A 17554-nucleotide genomic window follows, 5' to 3' on the forward strand; every position below is an offset into this window, starting at 1 on the left:
CGCAGACAGTTCTGTGCGACCGCGGCCGCGGTGACGCTGGCACCCACGGGGACCTTGTGGGCCGGGGCCAAGAGCGCTGCCGCCTCTTCGTCGACCGGGCTGGACAGCGCCTTCGTCCGGCGGTTCGCTCACCCGCCTGCGAATGCCCGGCCGAAGATCCGCTACTGGTGGCCGTGCGGAGAGATCGCGGCGGAAACCATCGACGCGGAGATCGAGGCGATCGCAGGCCGAGGTTTCGGCGCAGTCGAGATCCAGTGCATCGTCACCGCCGACGCTCAGCAGTACGGCTGGGGCAGCGCTGTGCTCACCGAGCGCCTGGAGCAGGCGGTCGCCGCCGGTCACAGGCACGGGGTGCGCATCGATCTCACCGTGGGCCCGGCCTGGCCGCTGGTGGCCCCCGGGCTGTCGCCGGACAGCCCGGAAGCAGCCCAGGAGATCGCCTACGGGCGTGCGGTCCTTGCGGGCGGCGAAGCATACGACGGGCCCGTGCCGGCGGCCCCGCAGCCGCACGCGGGCGTCACCGAGCAAACCCTGATAGCGGTCCAGGCGTTTCGCTGCGCGGGCCCAACCGACGCGAAGCCCGTACTGCTCGAGCGGGCTTCCCGGATCGACCTCACAGGACGGGTGAGCGACGGCACCCTCGCCTGGACCGCCCCAGCGGATGGGCAGTGGCTGCTGTTCGCGTTCTGGCAGCGCGGCACCGGCCAGGCCGCCGTCGTCGGCCAGGCCGCCACGACAGAGGCGGCGTATGTCGTCGACCACTTCAGTGCCGCCGGTACCCGGGCAGTAACCAGCTACTGGGACGAGCGCGTCCTGACGCCCCGCCTGCGCAGTCTGCTGCAGGACAACGGAGGGGATCTCTTCGAAGATTCCCTGGAGTTGGACTCCGCCCAGCACTGGTCCCGGGAACTTCCGGCGCGCTTCAAGAAGCTGCGCGGCTACTCCTTGATCGACAACCTGCCGGTGCTGTTCATCGACCGGATCCACCGGCAGTACACGAGCGTGACACCCGACGACACCCCGGACTTCGCGTTCACCGACGACAGTGGCGCCCGCGTCCGCGACGACTACTATCACACGCTCACGGACCTGTACATCAGTGAGCACGTCGAGCCACTGAAGTCCTGGGCGCACGCCATGGGCCTGAGACTGCGGGCCCAGCCCTACGGCACCACCACCGACGTTCCCACGATCGGCGCGGCCCTCGACATCAACGAGACCGAGTCGCTCGGCGCGGCGCCCGACTACACCGACGAGCCATACCGATGGCTCTCGTCCGGTGCGGTGCACCTGTCCGGGCAGCGCGTCTTCTCGCTCGAAGGCTGCGCGATCTACGGCGAGGCGTACGCGCAGACCTGGCCGCAGATGCTCAAGCACTTCAACGCCGCCTTCGCCCACGGTGTCAACCAGGTCGTCTATCACGGCTTCGCCACCGAGGCGGGCCTGGGAACCACCTGGCCCGGCTTCTCACCGTTCACCCTCCAGGGCGGCAACGGTTTCTCCGAGGCATGGGGGCCGCGCCAGCCCACGTGGAACGACACCGGCAAGATCGTCGACTGGACTGCGCGCACGCAGTTCGCCCTGCGCCAGGGCAGGCCTTCGGTGGACTTGGTCGTCTACCGCCACGCCTACGGGACCGGCATGCGCATCCCGGCCGGGCTGGACGGCTTCACTTACGACTTCGCCGGCCCGGCACAACTCGACGGAACCCGCGTACGTGACCGGCGCCTTGCCCCGGAAGGACCCGCCTATCGTGCGCTGATCCTCGACCGCCAGCCCACGTTGCCCATAGCCACCGCCCGACTGCTGCTGTCGCACGCCCGCAGCGGCCTGCCCGTAGTGATCGTCGGTGCGCCGCCGACCCGCACGCCTGGCGCCCACCGGGCGGCACAGCAGGATGCGGCACTGGCCGAGTTGATGGACCTGTTGCTCAAGCAGGCCTCGGTACGCCACGTCGCCGAACCGAGCGGGTTGCCCGCCGTCTTCGAGGTGCTCGGCATCCGTCCCGCAGCGGACACGCGCGTCGCTCCCGCCGTGCTCGCCCTGCGTCGCACACTGTCGCGAGGCGCGCTGTATCACCTGCACAACTCCTCGGAAAGAGCCGTGTCCGAGGAGGTCGCCCTGGAGGGCCGAGGCACCCCCTACGAACTGGATGCCTGGACGGGCACGGTCACCTCAGTCGCCCAGTACCGAACAGAACGCGGGCGGATCACAGTCCCGGTGCGGCTCGCACCCGGCGAATCCACCATCATCGTTCTCGTACCGGGCAGTGCCCGTCATGTGGTCGCCACCACGGGCGGAGAGGTCGTGACGGCGCCCGGTGGCGGTCTGCTCCTGCGGGGCTCAACGGCTGGTTCGTACACCGTGAAGCTTGACGACGGCTCCGAACGGAGGGTGACCGTTCCTCCCACCGGGGCAGCCCAGGAGCTGAACGTGTGGGAGCTCTCCGTCGAGGACTGGCACCGAGGCCCGGACGGCAAGCTCGAAGTCAGCGAGCACGAGCATCACCTGAACCGCCTTGCACCCTGGTCCGCCATCCCCGGCCTTGAGGACGTCTCCGGGGTCGGCACCTATCGCACCACGGTACGGCTCGTGCGGTTGGACGGGGCCTACCTCGACCTCGGACAGGTCACCGACACCTTCGAGGTGACGGTCAACGGCACGACGCTGCCACCGTCCGACCAGGTCGGCCGGCGGATCGATCTCAGTGGCTACGTGAAGCAAGGAGACAACAGCATCACGGTCCGGGTGGCGACACCGCTGCGCAATCGCCTTCGGGTCACGGAAGGCTTCCCGGGTCAGGCCGAGAAGCCCCGGCAGCAATACGGCCTCATGGGGCCGGTCCGTATCGCGCCGTACCGCCAGGTACCGATCCCGGAATGAGCGGGCGGCGATTCGCGGCCAGGGCAAGCGCACCGTCGAGACCTGGAGGAACCTCATGGAACGACTCAGCAGCAGACGCGTGTTCGTCACCGGAGCCGCTTCGGGCATCGGACGCTCGACGACGTTGAGGCTGCTCGAGGAAGGAGCGGCGGTCGTCGCGACGGACATCGAGGAAGAGGGGCTCAGCGGGACCGCCGGCCTGGCCGCGAAGGCCGGCACCGGCGAGCGGCTCGTCACCGCGGCGCTGGACGTGGCGGACGCGGACGCGGTCGTCGACGTCGTGGGTGAAACGATTGCCACCCTCGGCGGGCTCGACGCGCTCGTGAACATCGCCGGCATGCTGCGCGGAGCGCATACACACCAGTGCTCGCTCGAGCTGTGGAACCGCGTCCTTGCCGTGAACCTCACGGGCACGTTCCTGGTCACCCGGGCCGCGTTGCCCGCGCTGCTGGAGACGGGTAACGGCGTCGTGGTCAACTTCAGCTCCACGTCAGCCCAGTTCGCCCATCCGTTCCTGGCCGCGTACTCCGCCAGCAAGGGCGGGATCCTGTCCTTCACGCACAGCATCGCCCAGGAGTACGCCAAGCAGGGCTTGCGCGCGGTAAACATCTGCCCTGGCGGCATCGTCAGCGCCATGACCGAGAACTTCGCGTCACTGGTGCCGGAGGACACCGACTGGAGCCTCTTCGCGAAGCTCACTCCCGCAGTCCGGGAGCGCTACGGGTCGCCGGAGGTGGTGGCAGCAGTCGTGGCCACGCTCATCTCCGACGACGGCGCCTTCATCTCCGGCACGGAGATCCGTATTGACGGCGGCACCCATCAGTAGTCCGGGGCGGCGGTGCCCCTCGGCGCCCCGGGGAAGTACAGCGAGAACCTCACCACCCCTGACGGGATCCCGCTGGTCGCCATGAAACCGTGCATCGGGGCCGGGTGCTCCGCGATCCTGATGCCGGTGCCGGACAACGTCTCGTCACCATTGAGGCGCCTTCGCGGACGGAGCCGGCCCGTGCCTGCCACGAGTTCGTCCGCCTGCAAGATGGCCACCGGCCGGCCGTCCGGCGAGCGCGGGCAGACCGTGAAGTTGTCGCCGACGGCGATGAACACGTCGTCGTCGAACTGCAGCAGGAGCCCATAGCCGAACCGCTCGCCGTTGCCGTGTTCCGGATAGGCCCTGATCACGAACTCGTACTTGCCGAGGGCGAACGTCTCCTCCTTGGAGGCCGGGACCCGGAAGCCGCGCACGCGCCCTCGCGGCTGTGCGGCAAGGATGTCGTTCTCCAGCGCCGCGAGCTGCGCATAGATACGGCGCAGCTCCACCGTGCGGTCATCGTCGAGGGAGTCGAAGCCGAACGGCGAGACCCCGATGGCACCGTACTGTCCGATGGCGAGGAAGCTGTGCGAGACCCCGTGGCAGTCGGCGCGCATCTCGGGCACGAACAAGGTGGTGTTCGTGTCCGCGTAGCGCTTGAACGGGATGTCGAAGTCGCCGAAGTACACGTCTGGGGCGAGGAACGCGAGCGAGGGAGCGGCCAGCTTCCAGGCAGCGCTGACATGCGGTAGTGGCCCCCCACTGGGGAACACCCCCGGCGCGCTGCCGCCGGCGACGGCGATGTTCGCGGACTCCGATCCGTTCGGCACGCTCGAGTCCAGCCAGGCGTTGGCGAACAGCGGGATGTCGTAGCGGGCCAGGCCTGCGGCGGCGACGTGCTCGATGTAGCAGGCGTAGTGCCAGGCCATGAACAACTCGGCCTTCCGGTCGGAGTCGCCCGTCAGGAGGTCCCACGTCGGGGTGGACGGCTCGTCCGGGGCCTGGACGTACGGGGAGGCTCCGTTGCGCAGTGCTTCCGCAAGGGCTGCCGGAACGGGAGCCGCCCATGCGGCTGCCGCGTCCGCTCCGTAGGAGCGCGGTGCCCCGAGCAGCCCGACCTCGTTCTCGACCTGCACCATGATCACGGTCTTCTCGCGGCCGTCGACGCGTGCGAGGTGCTCCATGAAGGCCGCGAAAGCGGCCGCGTCGGCGTCGCGGTTGTTCGTGGAGAACGGGCTGAGGTTGTCCAGCGGATCGCCGGCCTCGTCGACCTGCAGCGGAAAACGGACCGGATCGAGCTTGACCCAGGCCGGCACGTAGCTCGACGAAGCGTTCTTCCAGCTGCCGAACCAGAGAAGCACCAGCTTGAGCTCGTGGTCGCGCGCACCGGAGAGCATGGCGTCGACCAAGTGAAAGTCGAACTCTCCCTCCGTCGGTTCCACAAGCTCCCAACTGACCGGTGCAAGAACGGTGTTGACCGCTGCGTCCGCACACCGCTTCCACACGGGTTCCAGGTAGTCGGCGTGGGACGAGGTGGAGTTGTGGACCTCGATGCCGCGGATCAGGTACGGCGTACCGCCGACGATCAGCTGGCCCGTGGCCTGGTCTATGCCGTGGTGTTGCAAGGGGCTCCCATCGATGTCTTCCGGTTGAGCGGTGTCTTCGGGCGAGGGCGGCGGACGGCGCCAGGTCGCTGCCGGCGCTCTCAGCCATCGCCGTCCCAGGGGTGCGGCGCGATGCCGGATAGTTGGCCAGGCGAAGGCCCGTGGGGAGCGGTGTCAGGTCCGCTCCCCACGGGCTGCTGGCGGGGCGGCGGTCTCGCGTGTCACGTTCCCGTCGTAGGAGCGGTCCGTGCAGAGTGGGTCAGGTACACCCTCCGTCGCGTGACGTCCACGGTGTCACCGACGACGTCCAGGCGACCGCGCAGGCGAAGGTCACTCGACGACGAGCCGACCGAGATCCACATCGGGCCCGGATCCACGACCCATCTGTCGTCCAGGGACAGGTAGGCCAGCAGCGGGAGTTCCAGAGCGAATCTCACCGTCGCCTGATCCCCTGGCTGCAGTTCGAGGCGATGGAACCCCGCGAGCTGGAGCGCCGGCCTCGACACGCCGGGCGCATCGTCCTCGACGTAGAGCTGCATGAGTTCTACGCCTGGGCGGTCGCCCGTGTTCGTGACGGTCGCGGTGACCTCGACGGTGCGGTCGGGTGCGATCGACGTGCTGCTCAGCTGGAGGTCGGAGTAGACGAATTCGGTATACGTCAGGCCGTGCCCGAACGGGTAGAGCGGTGCCGCGGACTCGTCCACGTATCCGCCGTGCGGATCGCCTTCCCGACGGCGGTATCCGCTGCCGAACCGCTGGCCCGCATGGAGGGGGACCTGACCGCTGGAGCGGGGGATCGTGTACGGCAGGCGGCCCTGCGGCTCGGCCGTGCCGCTGAGGATCTCCGCGACGGCAGGTGTGCCGAACTGCGAGCCGTAGTACCCGAGCAGGATGGCGTCGAGCTCGGGCTCGACGTCACCAAGGGCGAGAGGGCGGCCCGAGAAGATCACGCCGACGGTCGTCTTGCCGAGCGCGGCGATCTCGTGCACGAGCCGACGCTGTACATCCGGCAGCGTCACATCGGCGGTGTCCGCACCCTCACCCTCCGTCCGTTCACCGAAGAACCATCGCGCCACGCCGCCCAGTGCCAGGACCACGACATCCGCATCACGCGCGACGTCGACTGCCGCGCCGATCCCCTCGGCCCCGTCGGTGACTCCGCATCCAGTTGCGACGAGGATTTCGGAGTCGGGTAGCGCGGCTTGGAGGGCGTCCGCCAGGGAGACCGCTTCGTAGCGCGACCTCGCGAACTCGTCCTCGCTCATGGCGAGCAGGTCGCCGATCTCCTCGTGCACGTAGGCGTCGTCGGGGCCGAAGGAGTCGAGGTTTTCGACACCGACCATGGAACTCGTCTTGCCGTTCAGCAGTGCTCGGGTCAGCTCGATGAAGGAGGGGAAGGTGTACGGGGCGAAGGCCGTGCCCACAGCCTCGGCATGAGGTCCGACGACCGCGATGCGCGGGGCGCCGCTGAGTGGGAGCACCCCGTCGTCGTTCTTGAGGAGCGTGACGGACTCGCGCGCAAGACGCAGGGAGAGGTCGCGGCCCTCCTGCGCCACGGACATGATCTCCACCGGGTCGGTTTCCACGTAGGGGTTCTCGAACAGGCCCAGTTGGAACTTGTGCGTCAGTACGCGGAGGACCGACTCGTCGACGGTCGTTTCGGGAATCTCGCCGTCGCGGACGGCCTCGACGAGGTTGTCGCCGTAGCCGAACGGCTCGGGCATTTCCACGTCGATGCCGGCCCGCATGCCGAGCACGCCCGCTTCGCGTGCATCGCGCGCGGCGCGATGATGGGTCACGAGGTTCTCGATCGACAGCCAGTCCGACACGACGGTGCCGTTGAACCCGAGTTGGTCGCGCAACATCTTGCGGAACACCCGAGGGTCGGCGGCAGCGGGCACTCCGTCCCAGTCGGCGAGCGAGTTCATGATCGAGCCCAGTCCCGCGAGCTGGATGGCGGCGGCGAAGGGGCGCGCGTACACCTCCCGCAGCTCGCGCGCTCCCATCGGCACGGTCGCCATGTTGAGACCGGCCTCACTCATTGCGTAGCCGAGGAAGTGCTTGCCGGTGGCGATGACCCCGTCCAGCAGCGACTCGCCTTGAAGATTGCGTACGAAGGACACTCCCAGCGCGCTGACCAGGTATGGATCCTCGCCGTACGTCTCGTGAACTCGGCCCCATCGCGCGTCGCGGGCGATGTCGAGCAGCGGCGACAGGGCGTGGTGCAGGCCCACGGATCGCATCTGCCGACGGGTCAGTGCGGCCATCTCGCCCACCCCGGTGGTGTCCCAGGTGGCCGCGAGGGCGATCGCGGTGGGGAAGGATGTGAAGGTGGGGGCGTTCACACCGTTCAGCGCCTCGATGTGCATGATCGCGGGAATGCCCAGGCGGGTGTTCTCGACCAGGTGGCGCTGTACCGCGTTGTTGAGCCGGGCGAGTTCGGCCGCGTTCGCCGGAAAGCCCCCCATGTGCGGTTCGATGTAGCCGATGCCATTCGCCAGCTTGGCCGCGGCGACGTCCGGGCGGATGCCTTTGGCGTCGAAGAGCATTGTCGGGATCAGCGACGTCAGCTGCGCGACCTTTTCGTGCAGGGTCATGCGACCGAGCAACTCGATGGCGCGGGAACGTGCGTCGGTCATGACGTGATCCTTCTGTGCGAGTGCGGGTTCCACGAACGGGACATCAGATCTCCAGCCCCGATCCCAGGGGGAACAGCGGGTCGGCGGTGTCCGCCAGCGCGTCCGGCGCGGACTCTCGTACGGCCTGCATCGACCGCGGAAGCTCGACGGGAAGTTTGCCCTCCGGAGCGATGCGGCCGGTGAGGGCGGTGAGCAGAGCGTCATCCGAGACACCGAAGGTGACGGTCAGTCCGGCGAGCGCGTCGACGAGCGGCGTGAGGATGGCCGGGCGGTCCAAGGCGACATCCACGATCAGCGGGGCGTAGTGGGCGATCCTACGCAGTCGGTGTACGAGGCCGGGGGGCAGGTCAAGAGACCCCTGGTGGAAATACGACTCCAGGAACAGGTCGTCCCGCGGCTCGAACGGTGCGTCGATGCGCACGATGGCCAGTTCTGCCTCCTGCGGCGTCGTCACGGGGGTGAACTCCCGGCCGAGGACCTCCGGATCGATCCCCTCCGCGTACAAGCGCGCGCCCACGGCGAGCGGAAGCACTGGCCTTCCTTCGACCACGGAGTTCTTCAGGACGGTGACGGAACGGGACTGTGTCTCCAGGGCGACCCGCCGGGTCTCGGCGTTGCCCACAACGGCCACGGCGGCATCTTCGTCGATGAAAGGGTTGTCGAACAGACCGAGCCGGAACTTGATCAGCAGGACGCGGCGCGCCGACTCGTCGATCCTGCTCTCCGGGACGACGCCATCCCGTACGAGCTCAAGCAGGAGATCCGTGCACTGTTCACCGCCGAACTGGTCCGCGCCGGCATTGAGGATCTTGACCATGCGCTCGCGGGCGTCGAGCTCTTCAACCCCCCACGCGCGTGCGGGCAGGACCTGGTCCCCGACGTGGTTGTCGTTCACCAGCTCCCAGTCCGTGACGATCAGCCCGTCGAAGCCCAGCCGCTCGCGCAGCAGCCCGGTGAGGATCTGCTTGTTGTACCCGAACCCGACCTCCTCGATCGGTTCGCCGTCGATCTCAAGACCGACCGGCATGCCGTAGTAGGGCATGACCGCGGCGGTGCCGTGCTCGACGGCGGTGACGAACGGACGGAGGTGCTCCTCGAACGCACCACCCGGGTAGACCTGCTCGCGACCGTACGGGAAGTGCGCATCCTCGCCGTCCAGCTGCGCGCCGCCGCCGGGGAAGTGCTTGGTGACGCAGGCGATGCTCGTTGAGTCGAGCGCCGCGCCCTGGAAACCTTCGAGGTACGCGCGCGTGTAGGCGACCACGAGATCGGTGTCGGCGCCGAACGTCTGGAGTTGGCGTGCCCAGCGGGGTTCGCTGGCGAGGTCGACCTGAGGATGCAGTGCCATGCGGATGCCGACGGCGCGGTACTCCTCGCGCACCCGGCGCGCGAACTCGCGCACGGTGTCCGGGTCGCGCAGTGCCGCAAGGCCGAGGGCGTCGGGCCACTGCGAGAACGGACCTGCAGTGAAGGAAGCCCCGATGTTCTCCAGGAATCCGTGTCGAGGGTCGCTGGAAATCGTGACCGGGATGCCGTGCGGGGTCTTCTCTGCGAGCCGCTGGATCGCGTTGTGCCACCGTGCGGCTGCCCGAGGGTCTTCGATTCGGTGCGTGTTGAAGTGGCTGATCCCCCTGCCCAGGATCACCTCGCTGGTGGGTGACTTGCTGATCGCACCGGGCTCTTCGAGGACGGTGCCTCCCGGGCCCATCTCGATGACTGTGTGGAAGAGCAGACCGACTTTCTCTTCGAGCGAGAGCCGGGTCAACAGATCTTCCGTGCGTTCCTCGGCGCTGAGCCGCGGGTTCTCGTAGGGCTCCATGCGCCCGTTGCCGTTGAGATCGCGGAAGGTGGTACTGCCCGATGCAGTCGTCGCAGGCATGAGTGGTGGGAGTTCCTCTCGATTTCGTTCCCGGGGCCTGGGTGCAGGCCCCCTCGGGGCGGTCGGGGCCGTGCACCGTGTCAGTGCACCGGCACATGTCCCGGTCCGGCAGTGCGGTGCGGGCGGGTCACCCCTTGACGGCTCCCTGCATGACGCCTGCGACCAACTGCCTGCCGAGTACGGCGAACAGCACGAGAAGCGGCACCACGGACACGAGAACGCCGGTCATGATGAGGGGGATGTCCTTGAAGAACCCGGCCTGCAGCAGTTGCAGCGCGACGGGGAGTGTCGGATTGGTCGTGCCGAGCACGATCGACGGCCAGAAGTACTGGGTCCACGCCCCGATGAAGGTGAACAGGCCCAGCATGGCGGCCGCGGGCCTGGCGGCCGGCAGCACGATGGAGCGGAAGATCCGGAACGTTGATGCCCCGTCGATGCGGGCTGCCTCGATGAGCTCATAGGGCAGCGCCGACTGGAGGTACTGCGTCATCCAGAACACGCCGAAGGCGGAGGCGATACCGGGGATGATGACCGCCCAGAGGCTTCCCGTCAGGCCCATCTCGCGCATGACGATGAACAACGGCACGACCCCGAGCTGAGTGGGTACCGCCATGGTGCCCACCACGAATGTGAGGAGGCCGGCACGTCCCTTGAACCGGAGCTTCGAGAAGGCGAAGCCGGCCAACGTGGACACCAACACGACGGCGAGGGCCGTTGTCACCGAGACGAAGACCGAGTTCCAGACCGCGCGCGGCAGGTCGATGTCCGACTCGAAGACCCGCGTGAGATTGTCGGCCAGCTGCCCGCCCGGGATCGGCGAGGGGATCGGGTTCTGCGCGACCTCTGCCGACGTCGAGGACGCGAGCAGGAGCGCGTAGTAGAGCGGGAAGATCGAAATGAGCGCGACCAGAGTGAGGATGACGTAGGTCGTCTTTCCCGGTCGGCGCACAGCGCCGTCGTTCCGTCCACGCCGACGGCGCGCCGCACGGGCGGCTCCACGACCGGACGTCTGCTCGATGTACGGGATGGAAGGAGGGGTCACGTGCTGCTCCCGGGCGTGGCACCGGACGGTGCGGAGGAGTCGGGCGTACGAGCTGCTGCGCTCGGTGCGCTGCGTCGGGCGGCACGGCGCGTCTGCCGGGAGCCGGCCGTGGCGTCGTCTCCGGAAGCGATGCGGCGCGACAGCCAGTTGCTGACCAGAGCGAATGCGATGATCAGCAGGAAGAGCAGCCACGCGACGGCCGCTGCACGGCCCAGTCGCTGCTGGTTCCAGCCGAGTTCGTACAGGTACAGAGTGATCGTCTTCCACTGCCCTGAACTGCCGCCGAGCCCTTGCGTGTCGTACAGACGCGGCTCGTCAAAGATCTGCAGCCCGCCGATCGTGGACGTGATCACGACGAAGATGAGCGTCGGACGCACGGACGGCACCGTGACGGAGAAGAACTGTCGAATCCGCCCCGCGCCGTCGAGGATCGCCGCCTCGTACAGGTCACGGGAGATCGCCTGCATCGCCGCAAGCAGCACGAGGGTGTTGAAGCCGGTCCACCGGAAGTTGACCATGTTTGCGATGACGATGTGCGCCGGAAGGCTGTCCCGGTGCCATCCGATCGGATCCATGCCCAGCTGCTCGAGAAGCGCGTTCACCAGACCGGACTGGTCCGCGAACATGCGCGAGAAGATCAGCGTCACGGCGACCGGAGCGATCACGTACGGCAGCAGTACCCCCATCCGCCAGAAGGTGCGCGCACGAATGTTCGCGTGCAGGAGGCTGGCAAGTACGAGGGCGATCAGAATCTGGGGGACCGTCGAGAGCAGGAAGATGCTGACGGTGTTGCCCATCGCATCCCAGAAGACCGGCTGGTCGAGGATAAAGGTGAAGTTGTCGAGCCCGACGAATTCGCTCTGCCCACCGATGAGGTCCCAGTCGTGCAGCGAGACGTAGGCGGTGTACAGCAGCGGGAACAGGCCGACGATCCCGAACAGGATGAAGAACGGGGAGATATAGGCGTACGGCGACGCCTTCATGTCCCAGCGGCCCAGACGCTGATGCCAGGGCGAGGGCGTGTGTGGAGGTGAGGCATCACCACGGGGTGACGCGCTCCCTGCCGGACGGACCATGCGCTCTTCCTCCGATGGTGAATCGGGGGCGCCGTCCGCGGAGGGCGCCCCCGAGCGCGCGGACGAACCGATCACTTCAGCGAGTCCAGTCCCTCGACGAACATGTCCCATGACTCCTTGGCGGAGTGGGTCTTGTCGACCGAGACACGGTTGACCGCGTCGTTGAATGCCGCTGTGATCGCGAAGTAGTTGTCACCCTTGTACGGGACCACGCTGATGTTCGACGCGCGCTCGGCGAGGACCTTTCCTACGGGCGCATCGTTGAAGAAGGGTTCGGTCACCTTCTGCATCTCAGGGCTCTTCTGGGCCTCGACCTGGCTGGGGAAGTTGCCCGACGCCTTGAACGCCTTCATCTGCTGCTCCGGGGCGGTGAGCCACTCCGCCAGCGCCTGCGCCTCCTCGGGGTGCTTGGACTGCTTCGGCACGCTGAGGTACGAACCGCCGCTGTTGACACCGCCGTTGGGGAAGACGTCGGCGATATCCCAGCCCTTGACCCCGGCCGAATTGCCCTTGATGACGCCGAGCATCCACGAAGGCGCGAGCATCACCGCGAACTTGTCCTTCTGGAATGCGCTGACCCAGTCCTCACTGAACCGCGCGAGGTCTGCGGACAGGCCCTCATGCGACATCACGGTGTCGTAGATGTTCCGGAGGTCCTTGTTCTCGCCGGCGATGATCTCGCCGTTCTTGGGGTCCTCCCAGAGCACCTCGTACTGGTCGGTCCAGCCGGTCGCCACCGAGGCCGACGCATCGTAGAACGCCGGACCTGTCTTGGCGGCCTTGAACTTCTCGCCGACGGCGAAGAAGTCGTCCCATGTCGCGTTGTCGCCACCGAAGAGCTTGGCGACCTCCTCGCGGTCGTTCGGCAGACCGGCCTCCTTGAACAGGTCGGCGCGGTAGGCGATCGTCTGCGGTCCCAGGTCCGTCGCGTATCCGAGCAGCTTGCCGTCGTCCGTGGTGGCGATCTTCGTTGTCCAGTCCAGCCAGCGGCCCTCGACCTTCGGTGAGGAGAGATCCACGAAGTTGTCCGGGTACTTGAGGATCTGCGGCATCCAGCTGTTGTCGACACCGATGACATCGGCGAGACCCGAGCCCGCGCCGAGCGCGGTCTGGAACTGCTCCTTGGCCTCATCACTCGTGGCGAAGCGGTTGTGCTTGATCGTGATGTCGGGGTGGAGCTTCTGGTACTCCTTCAGCAGGCCGCTGTAACCCCACTCGCTGAACGTCGAGACGTTGAGGGTGATCTTGCCGCCGGCATCGCCCTCGTCGCTGGATCCGCACCCGGCGGTGACGGCGGTCAATGCGACCGCTGCAAGCACAGCGAGGGACCTTCGAATGGATCGCATCTGTACTCCTTATTTCCAGGCGGTGTGCCGCGATGTTGCGGCGGCAAGGAGCCGCCCCCCCCGGCCGCACCACGCTCCTGAGACGTGCGCGAACCCCGTCACCCGAACGTCGTGTATGCCGCTGCGTCCCCGGCTGAGATGTCGTCTCGGAGTGGCGGTGGCCGTCAGTATCACGTAACACAGTTCACCTGACAAGTTTTCGTGGAGTTTTCATCGTCACGCCCACACCCAGGTCAAACGGGCCGCCGCGTCGCTGTATGTTGAAGGCATGGCGGAAAGCACCGGGCCTCGGGGGCCCTATCGCAAGGGGCTCCAGCGCCGCCGGGAGATCGTCGCCGCTGCAGCCGAGCTCTTTGCTGAATCCGGATACGCACACTCGTCGATGCGTGAGCTCGCCAGGCGGATGCGCCTGACACAGACAGGGCTTCTCCACCACTTCGCCGACAAGGAAGAACTCCTGGTCGAAGTGCTCAACTTGCGCGATTCGTCCGTTGCCGACTACCTGTCGGAGCAGCACGCCACCGATGTCGCTACGCGGTCCCGCGAGGTCGCGCGTCACTCCGCGGAGCACGAGGGACTGACGTCCCTGTACATCATCCTCTCGGCCGAGGCGATTGATCGCGATCATCCGGCGCACCCGTACTTCGTCGAGCACTACCAGGCAGCCCAGACACTCACGCTCGACCCCGGCCCTGAGGCGCCCGAAGGTGCCCCGATGGGGATCAGCCCGGAGATGATCGCCACGCTGGGGACCGCCCTGCAGGACGGGCTCCAGATCCAGCGGCGATACCGGGACGACCTGGATGTCGTCGAGGCCATCGACGCCTTCTGGCGGCTCGTGGCTGCTGCTCGGGCGCACTGGGTGCAGCAGGCGGCTTCGGACGACTCCAACCGCCGCGACGACGACTCCGACTGAGCGTCGTTCACGGTCCGCCGGGTTGATGAAGACCTCCGGCTCCGCTCGCGCGCGAAGCCGGAGGCGCAAGCGGCCGTCAGGCGGCGGTCTCAGCGGTGCTCATGACTCGCATCCGTTGTCGGACTGTGGATGTTGCGTCACATGCGTGCCGCAATGAACTCCGCGGCGGAGTCGTTGTGTTGCGGTTGGGAGTAGGCGCCGTGGGCGGCGGAGTCCGTCCCGCCGCCACAGATCGGGTCGCCGGTCGCGCAGTCGTCGAGCGTGCGTGCCTGGTAGGTGCCGGTCACCTGACGGTAGGTCGGGAACCCGCGGATGGGGTTGCCGAAGAGCACAACTGCCTTGACCTTCGGCTCTGTGGCGCCGGGTATGACGGCCACGGTGGCCGCACCCGTGAGGGCTCCTTGGCTGCAGACTCCGACATTGGAGAACCGGTCAGGCGGACGCTCGGGCCACGATGTCCGGTGTCCACACCGGAGGTTCGTCCGAGCTGGGGGGCGCGACTCCGCCGGCGTCGAGCCGCTGCAGAACCCACCCGGCCAGCATGGCCCCAAAGGGCTTGTTGGAGCCGCGGATCGTAGTCAGCGGTGGGCAGGCGTACCGGGCGGCCGCGATGTCGTCCGCGCCGATCACGGCCGGCTCGGAGGGAACTTCCACGCCCAGAACCCACGCGGCGTTCAAGATCGCCAGGGCGACGTCGTCGTTGAACGCGGCGATCGCGGTGACGGGCGCTTGTGCCGGCCAACTGCGCAGTATCGGCGTGAAGTCCCCGTCGTCGGGCATGCGACGCGAGGGCACCATAGGCAGGCCGAGCCGGCGCGCTGTTTCGTCGGCGCCCGCGTGGCGCCGGTCGGACATCGGTCCGAGCCGGGGATCGGCGGGGTGGACGTAGCCGATGCGGACGGTGCCGCGCCAGGCCAAGTGGGTCGCCTGGGCCGCGCCGACGACGCGGCCCGCGTCGTCACGGGGAGGCGGCGGGTCGTCGGGTCCTGGCAGTACCACCCGGGCGCCGCGTGCCTGAAATGCGACGACTTGCCTTGCGTCGAAGGGGGTCAGTCCCGGTACCGCGACCGGGGCGGCCAGCGATAGAGCCGGCTGGCGGCCCGGGCTGGCCGTATGGGTCACCAGCATCAATCCTTGCGAGGCCAATCCCCGATCGAGCTCGGCGACGATCGAGCTGGGCGGAAAGTCCGGCAGGCGCAGCAGCACAGTGCTGCCGCGTCCTCGCGACAGTGCCTGCGTGGGCCCGTTCGGGGTGTAACCCAACCGCTCGGCAGCCGCCAGAACCTTCTGTCGCGTCGCTTCCGGGATGGTCTGTTTCGGCACGTAGTTGAGTACGAAGCTCACCGTTGACCGCGACACGCCTGACTCCCGCGCGACATCCGCGCTCGTCACCCGCGACGCACCACCGAGACCCTCCAAGCGCCGGCTGCCGGAGCCGTCCAGCCGCAACCCGACGGCCACCTTACGCCCGACCTGGGGCGCTCTGCCTGACGGCACCAGCCCAGGGACCGCACCGACACCGGCCATGGTCGGTCAGGACCTGTGGCGTTCAGGCAGCCCTGCGCTGGTCAGCGTTGGCAAGCGCCTCGTCGGCTGCCGTCGTTGCCGTACGCACCCGCAACTGCCGTGACGGCGAAACGGCTTGGTCCGAAGTGCGCCGATTGGTCGATCCCTGCAGAAGCACGCCCATCGTGAGTCGATCGCCGTCTTCCCCTCAGGTCAACGTGGATGTTCGGCAGCGGAAGTCATCGCGAATGTGAAGTCGCAGTTCGCCTTGACGCAACCCTGTGCCGATAACAGTTCAGGTGATAGGTTTTGGCGCCACGTCACCAGAGAGGCTGATCCATGTATCGCGACTCCATCGACCGCGGGCACTTGGCGTTCCCGCCCGACTTCATCCTCGGCGCCGCGACCGCCGCGTACCAGATCGAGGGTGGCGCGAGGGAGGGCGGTCGAGGCTCGTCCATCTGGGACACGTTCAGCCACGCCCCGGGGAAGACTGCTGAGGGGGCGACCGGGGACGTCGCCGCGGACCACTATCACCGCGTCGAGGTCGATCTCGACCTGATGGCCTCGCTCCACCTCGACGCCTACCGGTTCTCCATCTCCTGGCCGCGCGTGATGCCCACGGGCGAGGGCGAAGCGAATCCGGAGGGTCTGGAGTTCTACTCGCGCCTCGTCGACGGACTGCTCGCACGCGGCATCAAGCCGATCGTGACGCTCAACCACTGGGACCTCCCGCAGGCATTGGAGGATCGCTACGGCGGCTGGCGAGGGCGGGAAACCGCATTCGCCTTCGAGAAGTACGCGGAGATCGTGGGGGCGGCCCTCGGGGACCGGGTCGCCGTCTGGTCAACCCACAACGAGCCGTGGAACAACTCCTTCGCCGGGTACGGCAATGGCGTGTTCGCGCCTGGCGGTAAGAGCCATGCAGATGCGCTCAAGGCTGCGCACCACCTCAACCTTTCCCACGGACTCGCGGTGGCAGCACTGCGGCGCACCGTGACCAATGCCGAAGCACAGATTTCCGTGGTGCTCAACATCTTCCGCATCGAAGCCGAGACCCCCGAGGACGCCGAAGCCGCGCGTCGGTTCGACGCTGTGGCCAACCGCGTGTTCACAGGGCCCATGCTCCGCGGGAACTATCCGGCCGATCTGCTGCAAGACACCCGGGCTTTCACCGACTGGAGCTTCGTTCTGCCGGGCGACTTGGAGATCTGCCACCAGCCCATCGACCTGCTCGGCGTCAACTACTACGAGGTCATGCACGTACGTCTGAATCAGGACTTCGACCCCAGCGCCGAAAGCTCCGGCGGCACGCCCTTCCCGGGCTCGGAGCGCATCGAGTTCGTCCGCCGCGACGAGCTGGCGCGAACGGTGATGGACTGGGGGATCGAACCACGAGGCCTCGAGGATCATCTGGTCGCCCTTTCCAAGGAGTTCCCCGAACTGCCGATCATGGTGATGGAGAACGGCGCGGCCTTCGAGGACGTGGTCGACGACTCGGGTGGCCGGCGCGTGGTCGTCGACCGCGACCGAACACAGTTCCTCATCGATCACGTCACGGCGGCTCATCGTGCTCGCGAGAGGGGCGCCCGCGTTGTCGGGTACCTCGTGTGGTCGCTGCTCGACAACTTCGAATGGGTCATGGGATACGGCCCGCGGTTCGGCATCATCCGGGTCGACTACGACACCCACGAGCGCATTCCGAAACTGAGCGCGCACTGGTTCGCGGAATTGTGTGCCACGAAGGTCGTCCCGGCCCTCGCCGGCCGCTGAGCGACCACCCTCAATTTCCGCATTCTGCACACCCGCAGAGGCGGTCTCGGGCCGAGCCGCGTTCGTGGGCCGCCGGGAGACA

At 67.6% G+C, this 17554-nt stretch carries 12 protein-coding genes; 4 read left to right on the forward strand and 8 right to left on the reverse strand.

Annotated elements, in window-relative coordinates:
* Window positions 1-30 precede the first annotated feature (30 nt).
* Window positions 31-2883, forward strand: a complete 2853-nt coding sequence (locus J8M50_RS17885) for a glycosyl hydrolase (protein ID WP_086759895.1) — start codon at window positions 31-33, stop codon at window positions 2881-2883.
* A 55-nt stretch (window positions 2884-2938) separates the two neighbouring features.
* Window positions 2939-3709, forward strand: coding sequence for an SDR family NAD(P)-dependent oxidoreductase (locus J8M50_RS17890; protein WP_010354077.1), 771 nt, complete (start codon window positions 2939-2941; stop codon window positions 3707-3709).
* Here J8M50_RS17890 and J8M50_RS17895 read toward each other — a convergent pair.
* The 6 genes from J8M50_RS17895 to J8M50_RS17920 all read right to left on the reverse strand — a co-directional run bounded on the left by J8M50_RS17895 (window position 3703) and on the right by J8M50_RS17920 (window position 13277).
* The gene (locus J8M50_RS17895) at window positions 3703-5316 is read right to left on the reverse strand and encodes a GH35 family beta-galactosidase (RefSeq protein ID WP_006379260.1); all 1614 of its coding nucleotides are present in this window, start codon (window positions 5314-5316) and stop codon (window positions 3703-3705) included. The genes J8M50_RS17890 and J8M50_RS17895 overlap by 7 nt on opposite strands.
* 200 nt (window positions 5317-5516) lie before the next feature.
* Window positions 5517-7934 (reverse strand): glycoside hydrolase family 3 N-terminal domain-containing protein, encoded by a 2418-nt coding sequence (locus J8M50_RS17900; protein ID WP_223786224.1) that lies wholly within the window; start codon window positions 7932-7934, stop codon window positions 5517-5519.
* A gap of 43 nt (window positions 7935-7977) precedes the next feature.
* Entirely contained in the window at window positions 7978-9813 is a 1836-nt protein-coding gene (locus J8M50_RS17905) for a glycoside hydrolase family 3 protein (RefSeq protein ID WP_006378679.1), read from the reverse strand.
* Between the two features lie 127 nt (window positions 9814-9940).
* Window positions 9941-10855, reverse strand: coding sequence for a carbohydrate ABC transporter permease (locus tag J8M50_RS17910; RefSeq protein ID WP_029183909.1), 915 nt, complete (start codon window positions 10853-10855; stop codon window positions 9941-9943).
* Window positions 10852-11931, reverse strand: coding sequence for a carbohydrate ABC transporter permease (locus J8M50_RS17915; RefSeq protein ID WP_223786225.1), 1080 nt, complete (start codon window positions 11929-11931; stop codon window positions 10852-10854). The genes J8M50_RS17910 and J8M50_RS17915 overlap by 4 nt, the downstream gene beginning before the upstream one ends.
* Window positions 11932-12002: 71 nt before the next feature.
* Window positions 12003-13277, reverse strand: a complete 1275-nt coding sequence (locus tag J8M50_RS17920; RefSeq protein ID WP_006378806.1) for an ABC transporter substrate-binding protein — start codon at window positions 13275-13277, stop codon at window positions 12003-12005.
* A 268-nt stretch (window positions 13278-13545) separates the two neighbouring features.
* Between J8M50_RS17920 and J8M50_RS17925 the strand changes: the two genes are divergently transcribed.
* Window positions 13546-14193, forward strand: a complete 648-nt coding sequence (locus J8M50_RS17925) for a TetR/AcrR family transcriptional regulator (RefSeq protein WP_006379142.1) — start codon at window positions 13546-13548, stop codon at window positions 14191-14193.
* Between the two features lie 137 nt (window positions 14194-14330).
* On the opposite strand, the gene J8M50_RS17930 is transcribed toward J8M50_RS17925, so the two are convergent.
* Window positions 14331-14744: a cutinase family protein gene (locus J8M50_RS17930; RefSeq protein WP_223786226.1), complete on the reverse strand. Its 414-nt coding sequence runs from the start codon at window positions 14742-14744 to the stop codon at window positions 14331-14333.
* A complete protein-coding gene (locus J8M50_RS17935) occupies window positions 14626-15654 on the reverse strand; it encodes a LacI family DNA-binding transcriptional regulator (protein ID WP_223786227.1) in 1029 nt (342 codons plus the stop codon). Before J8M50_RS17935 ends, J8M50_RS17930 begins: the two co-directional genes overlap by 119 nt.
* A 384-nt stretch (window positions 15655-16038) precedes the next feature.
* On the opposite strand from J8M50_RS17935, the gene J8M50_RS17940 reads away from it, so the two are divergent.
* Window positions 16039-17472, forward strand: a complete 1434-nt coding sequence (locus J8M50_RS17940; protein ID WP_010354074.1) for a GH1 family beta-glucosidase — start codon at window positions 16039-16041, stop codon at window positions 17470-17472.
* Window positions 17473-17554: the final 82 nt, after the last annotated feature.

The organism is Streptomyces acidiscabies (genome assembly GCF_020010905.1).
GTDB classification, from domain to species: Bacteria; Actinomycetota; Actinomycetes; order Streptomycetales; family Streptomycetaceae; genus Streptomyces; species Streptomyces acidiscabies.

What these genes read in the sequence shown, in the direction of transcription:
- J8M50_RS17915 (WP_223786225.1), bottom strand. Translation starts at nt 11,931, where the DNA reads ATGGTCCGTCCGGCAGGGAGCGCGTCACCCCGTGGTGATGCCTCACCT.
- J8M50_RS17900 (WP_223786224.1), bottom strand. Translation starts at nt 7,934, where the DNA reads ATGACCGACGCACGTTCCCGCGCCATCGAGTTGCTCGGTCGCATGACC.
- J8M50_RS17920 (WP_006378806.1), bottom strand. Translation starts at nt 13,277, where the DNA reads ATGCGATCCATTCGAAGGTCCCTCGCTGTGCTTGCAGCGGTCGCATTG.
- J8M50_RS17890 (WP_010354077.1), top strand. Translation starts at nt 2,939, where the DNA reads ATGGAACGACTCAGCAGCAGACGCGTGTTCGTCACCGGAGCCGCTTCG.
- J8M50_RS17905 (WP_006378679.1), bottom strand. Translation starts at nt 9,813, where the DNA reads ATGCCTGCGACGACTGCATCGGGCAGTACCACCTTCCGCGATCTCAAC.
- J8M50_RS17940 (WP_010354074.1), top strand. Translation starts at nt 16,039, where the DNA reads ATGTATCGCGACTCCATCGACCGCGGGCACTTGGCGTTCCCGCCCGAC.
- J8M50_RS17925 (WP_006379142.1), top strand. Translation starts at nt 13,546, where the DNA reads ATGGCGGAAAGCACCGGGCCTCGGGGGCCCTATCGCAAGGGGCTCCAG.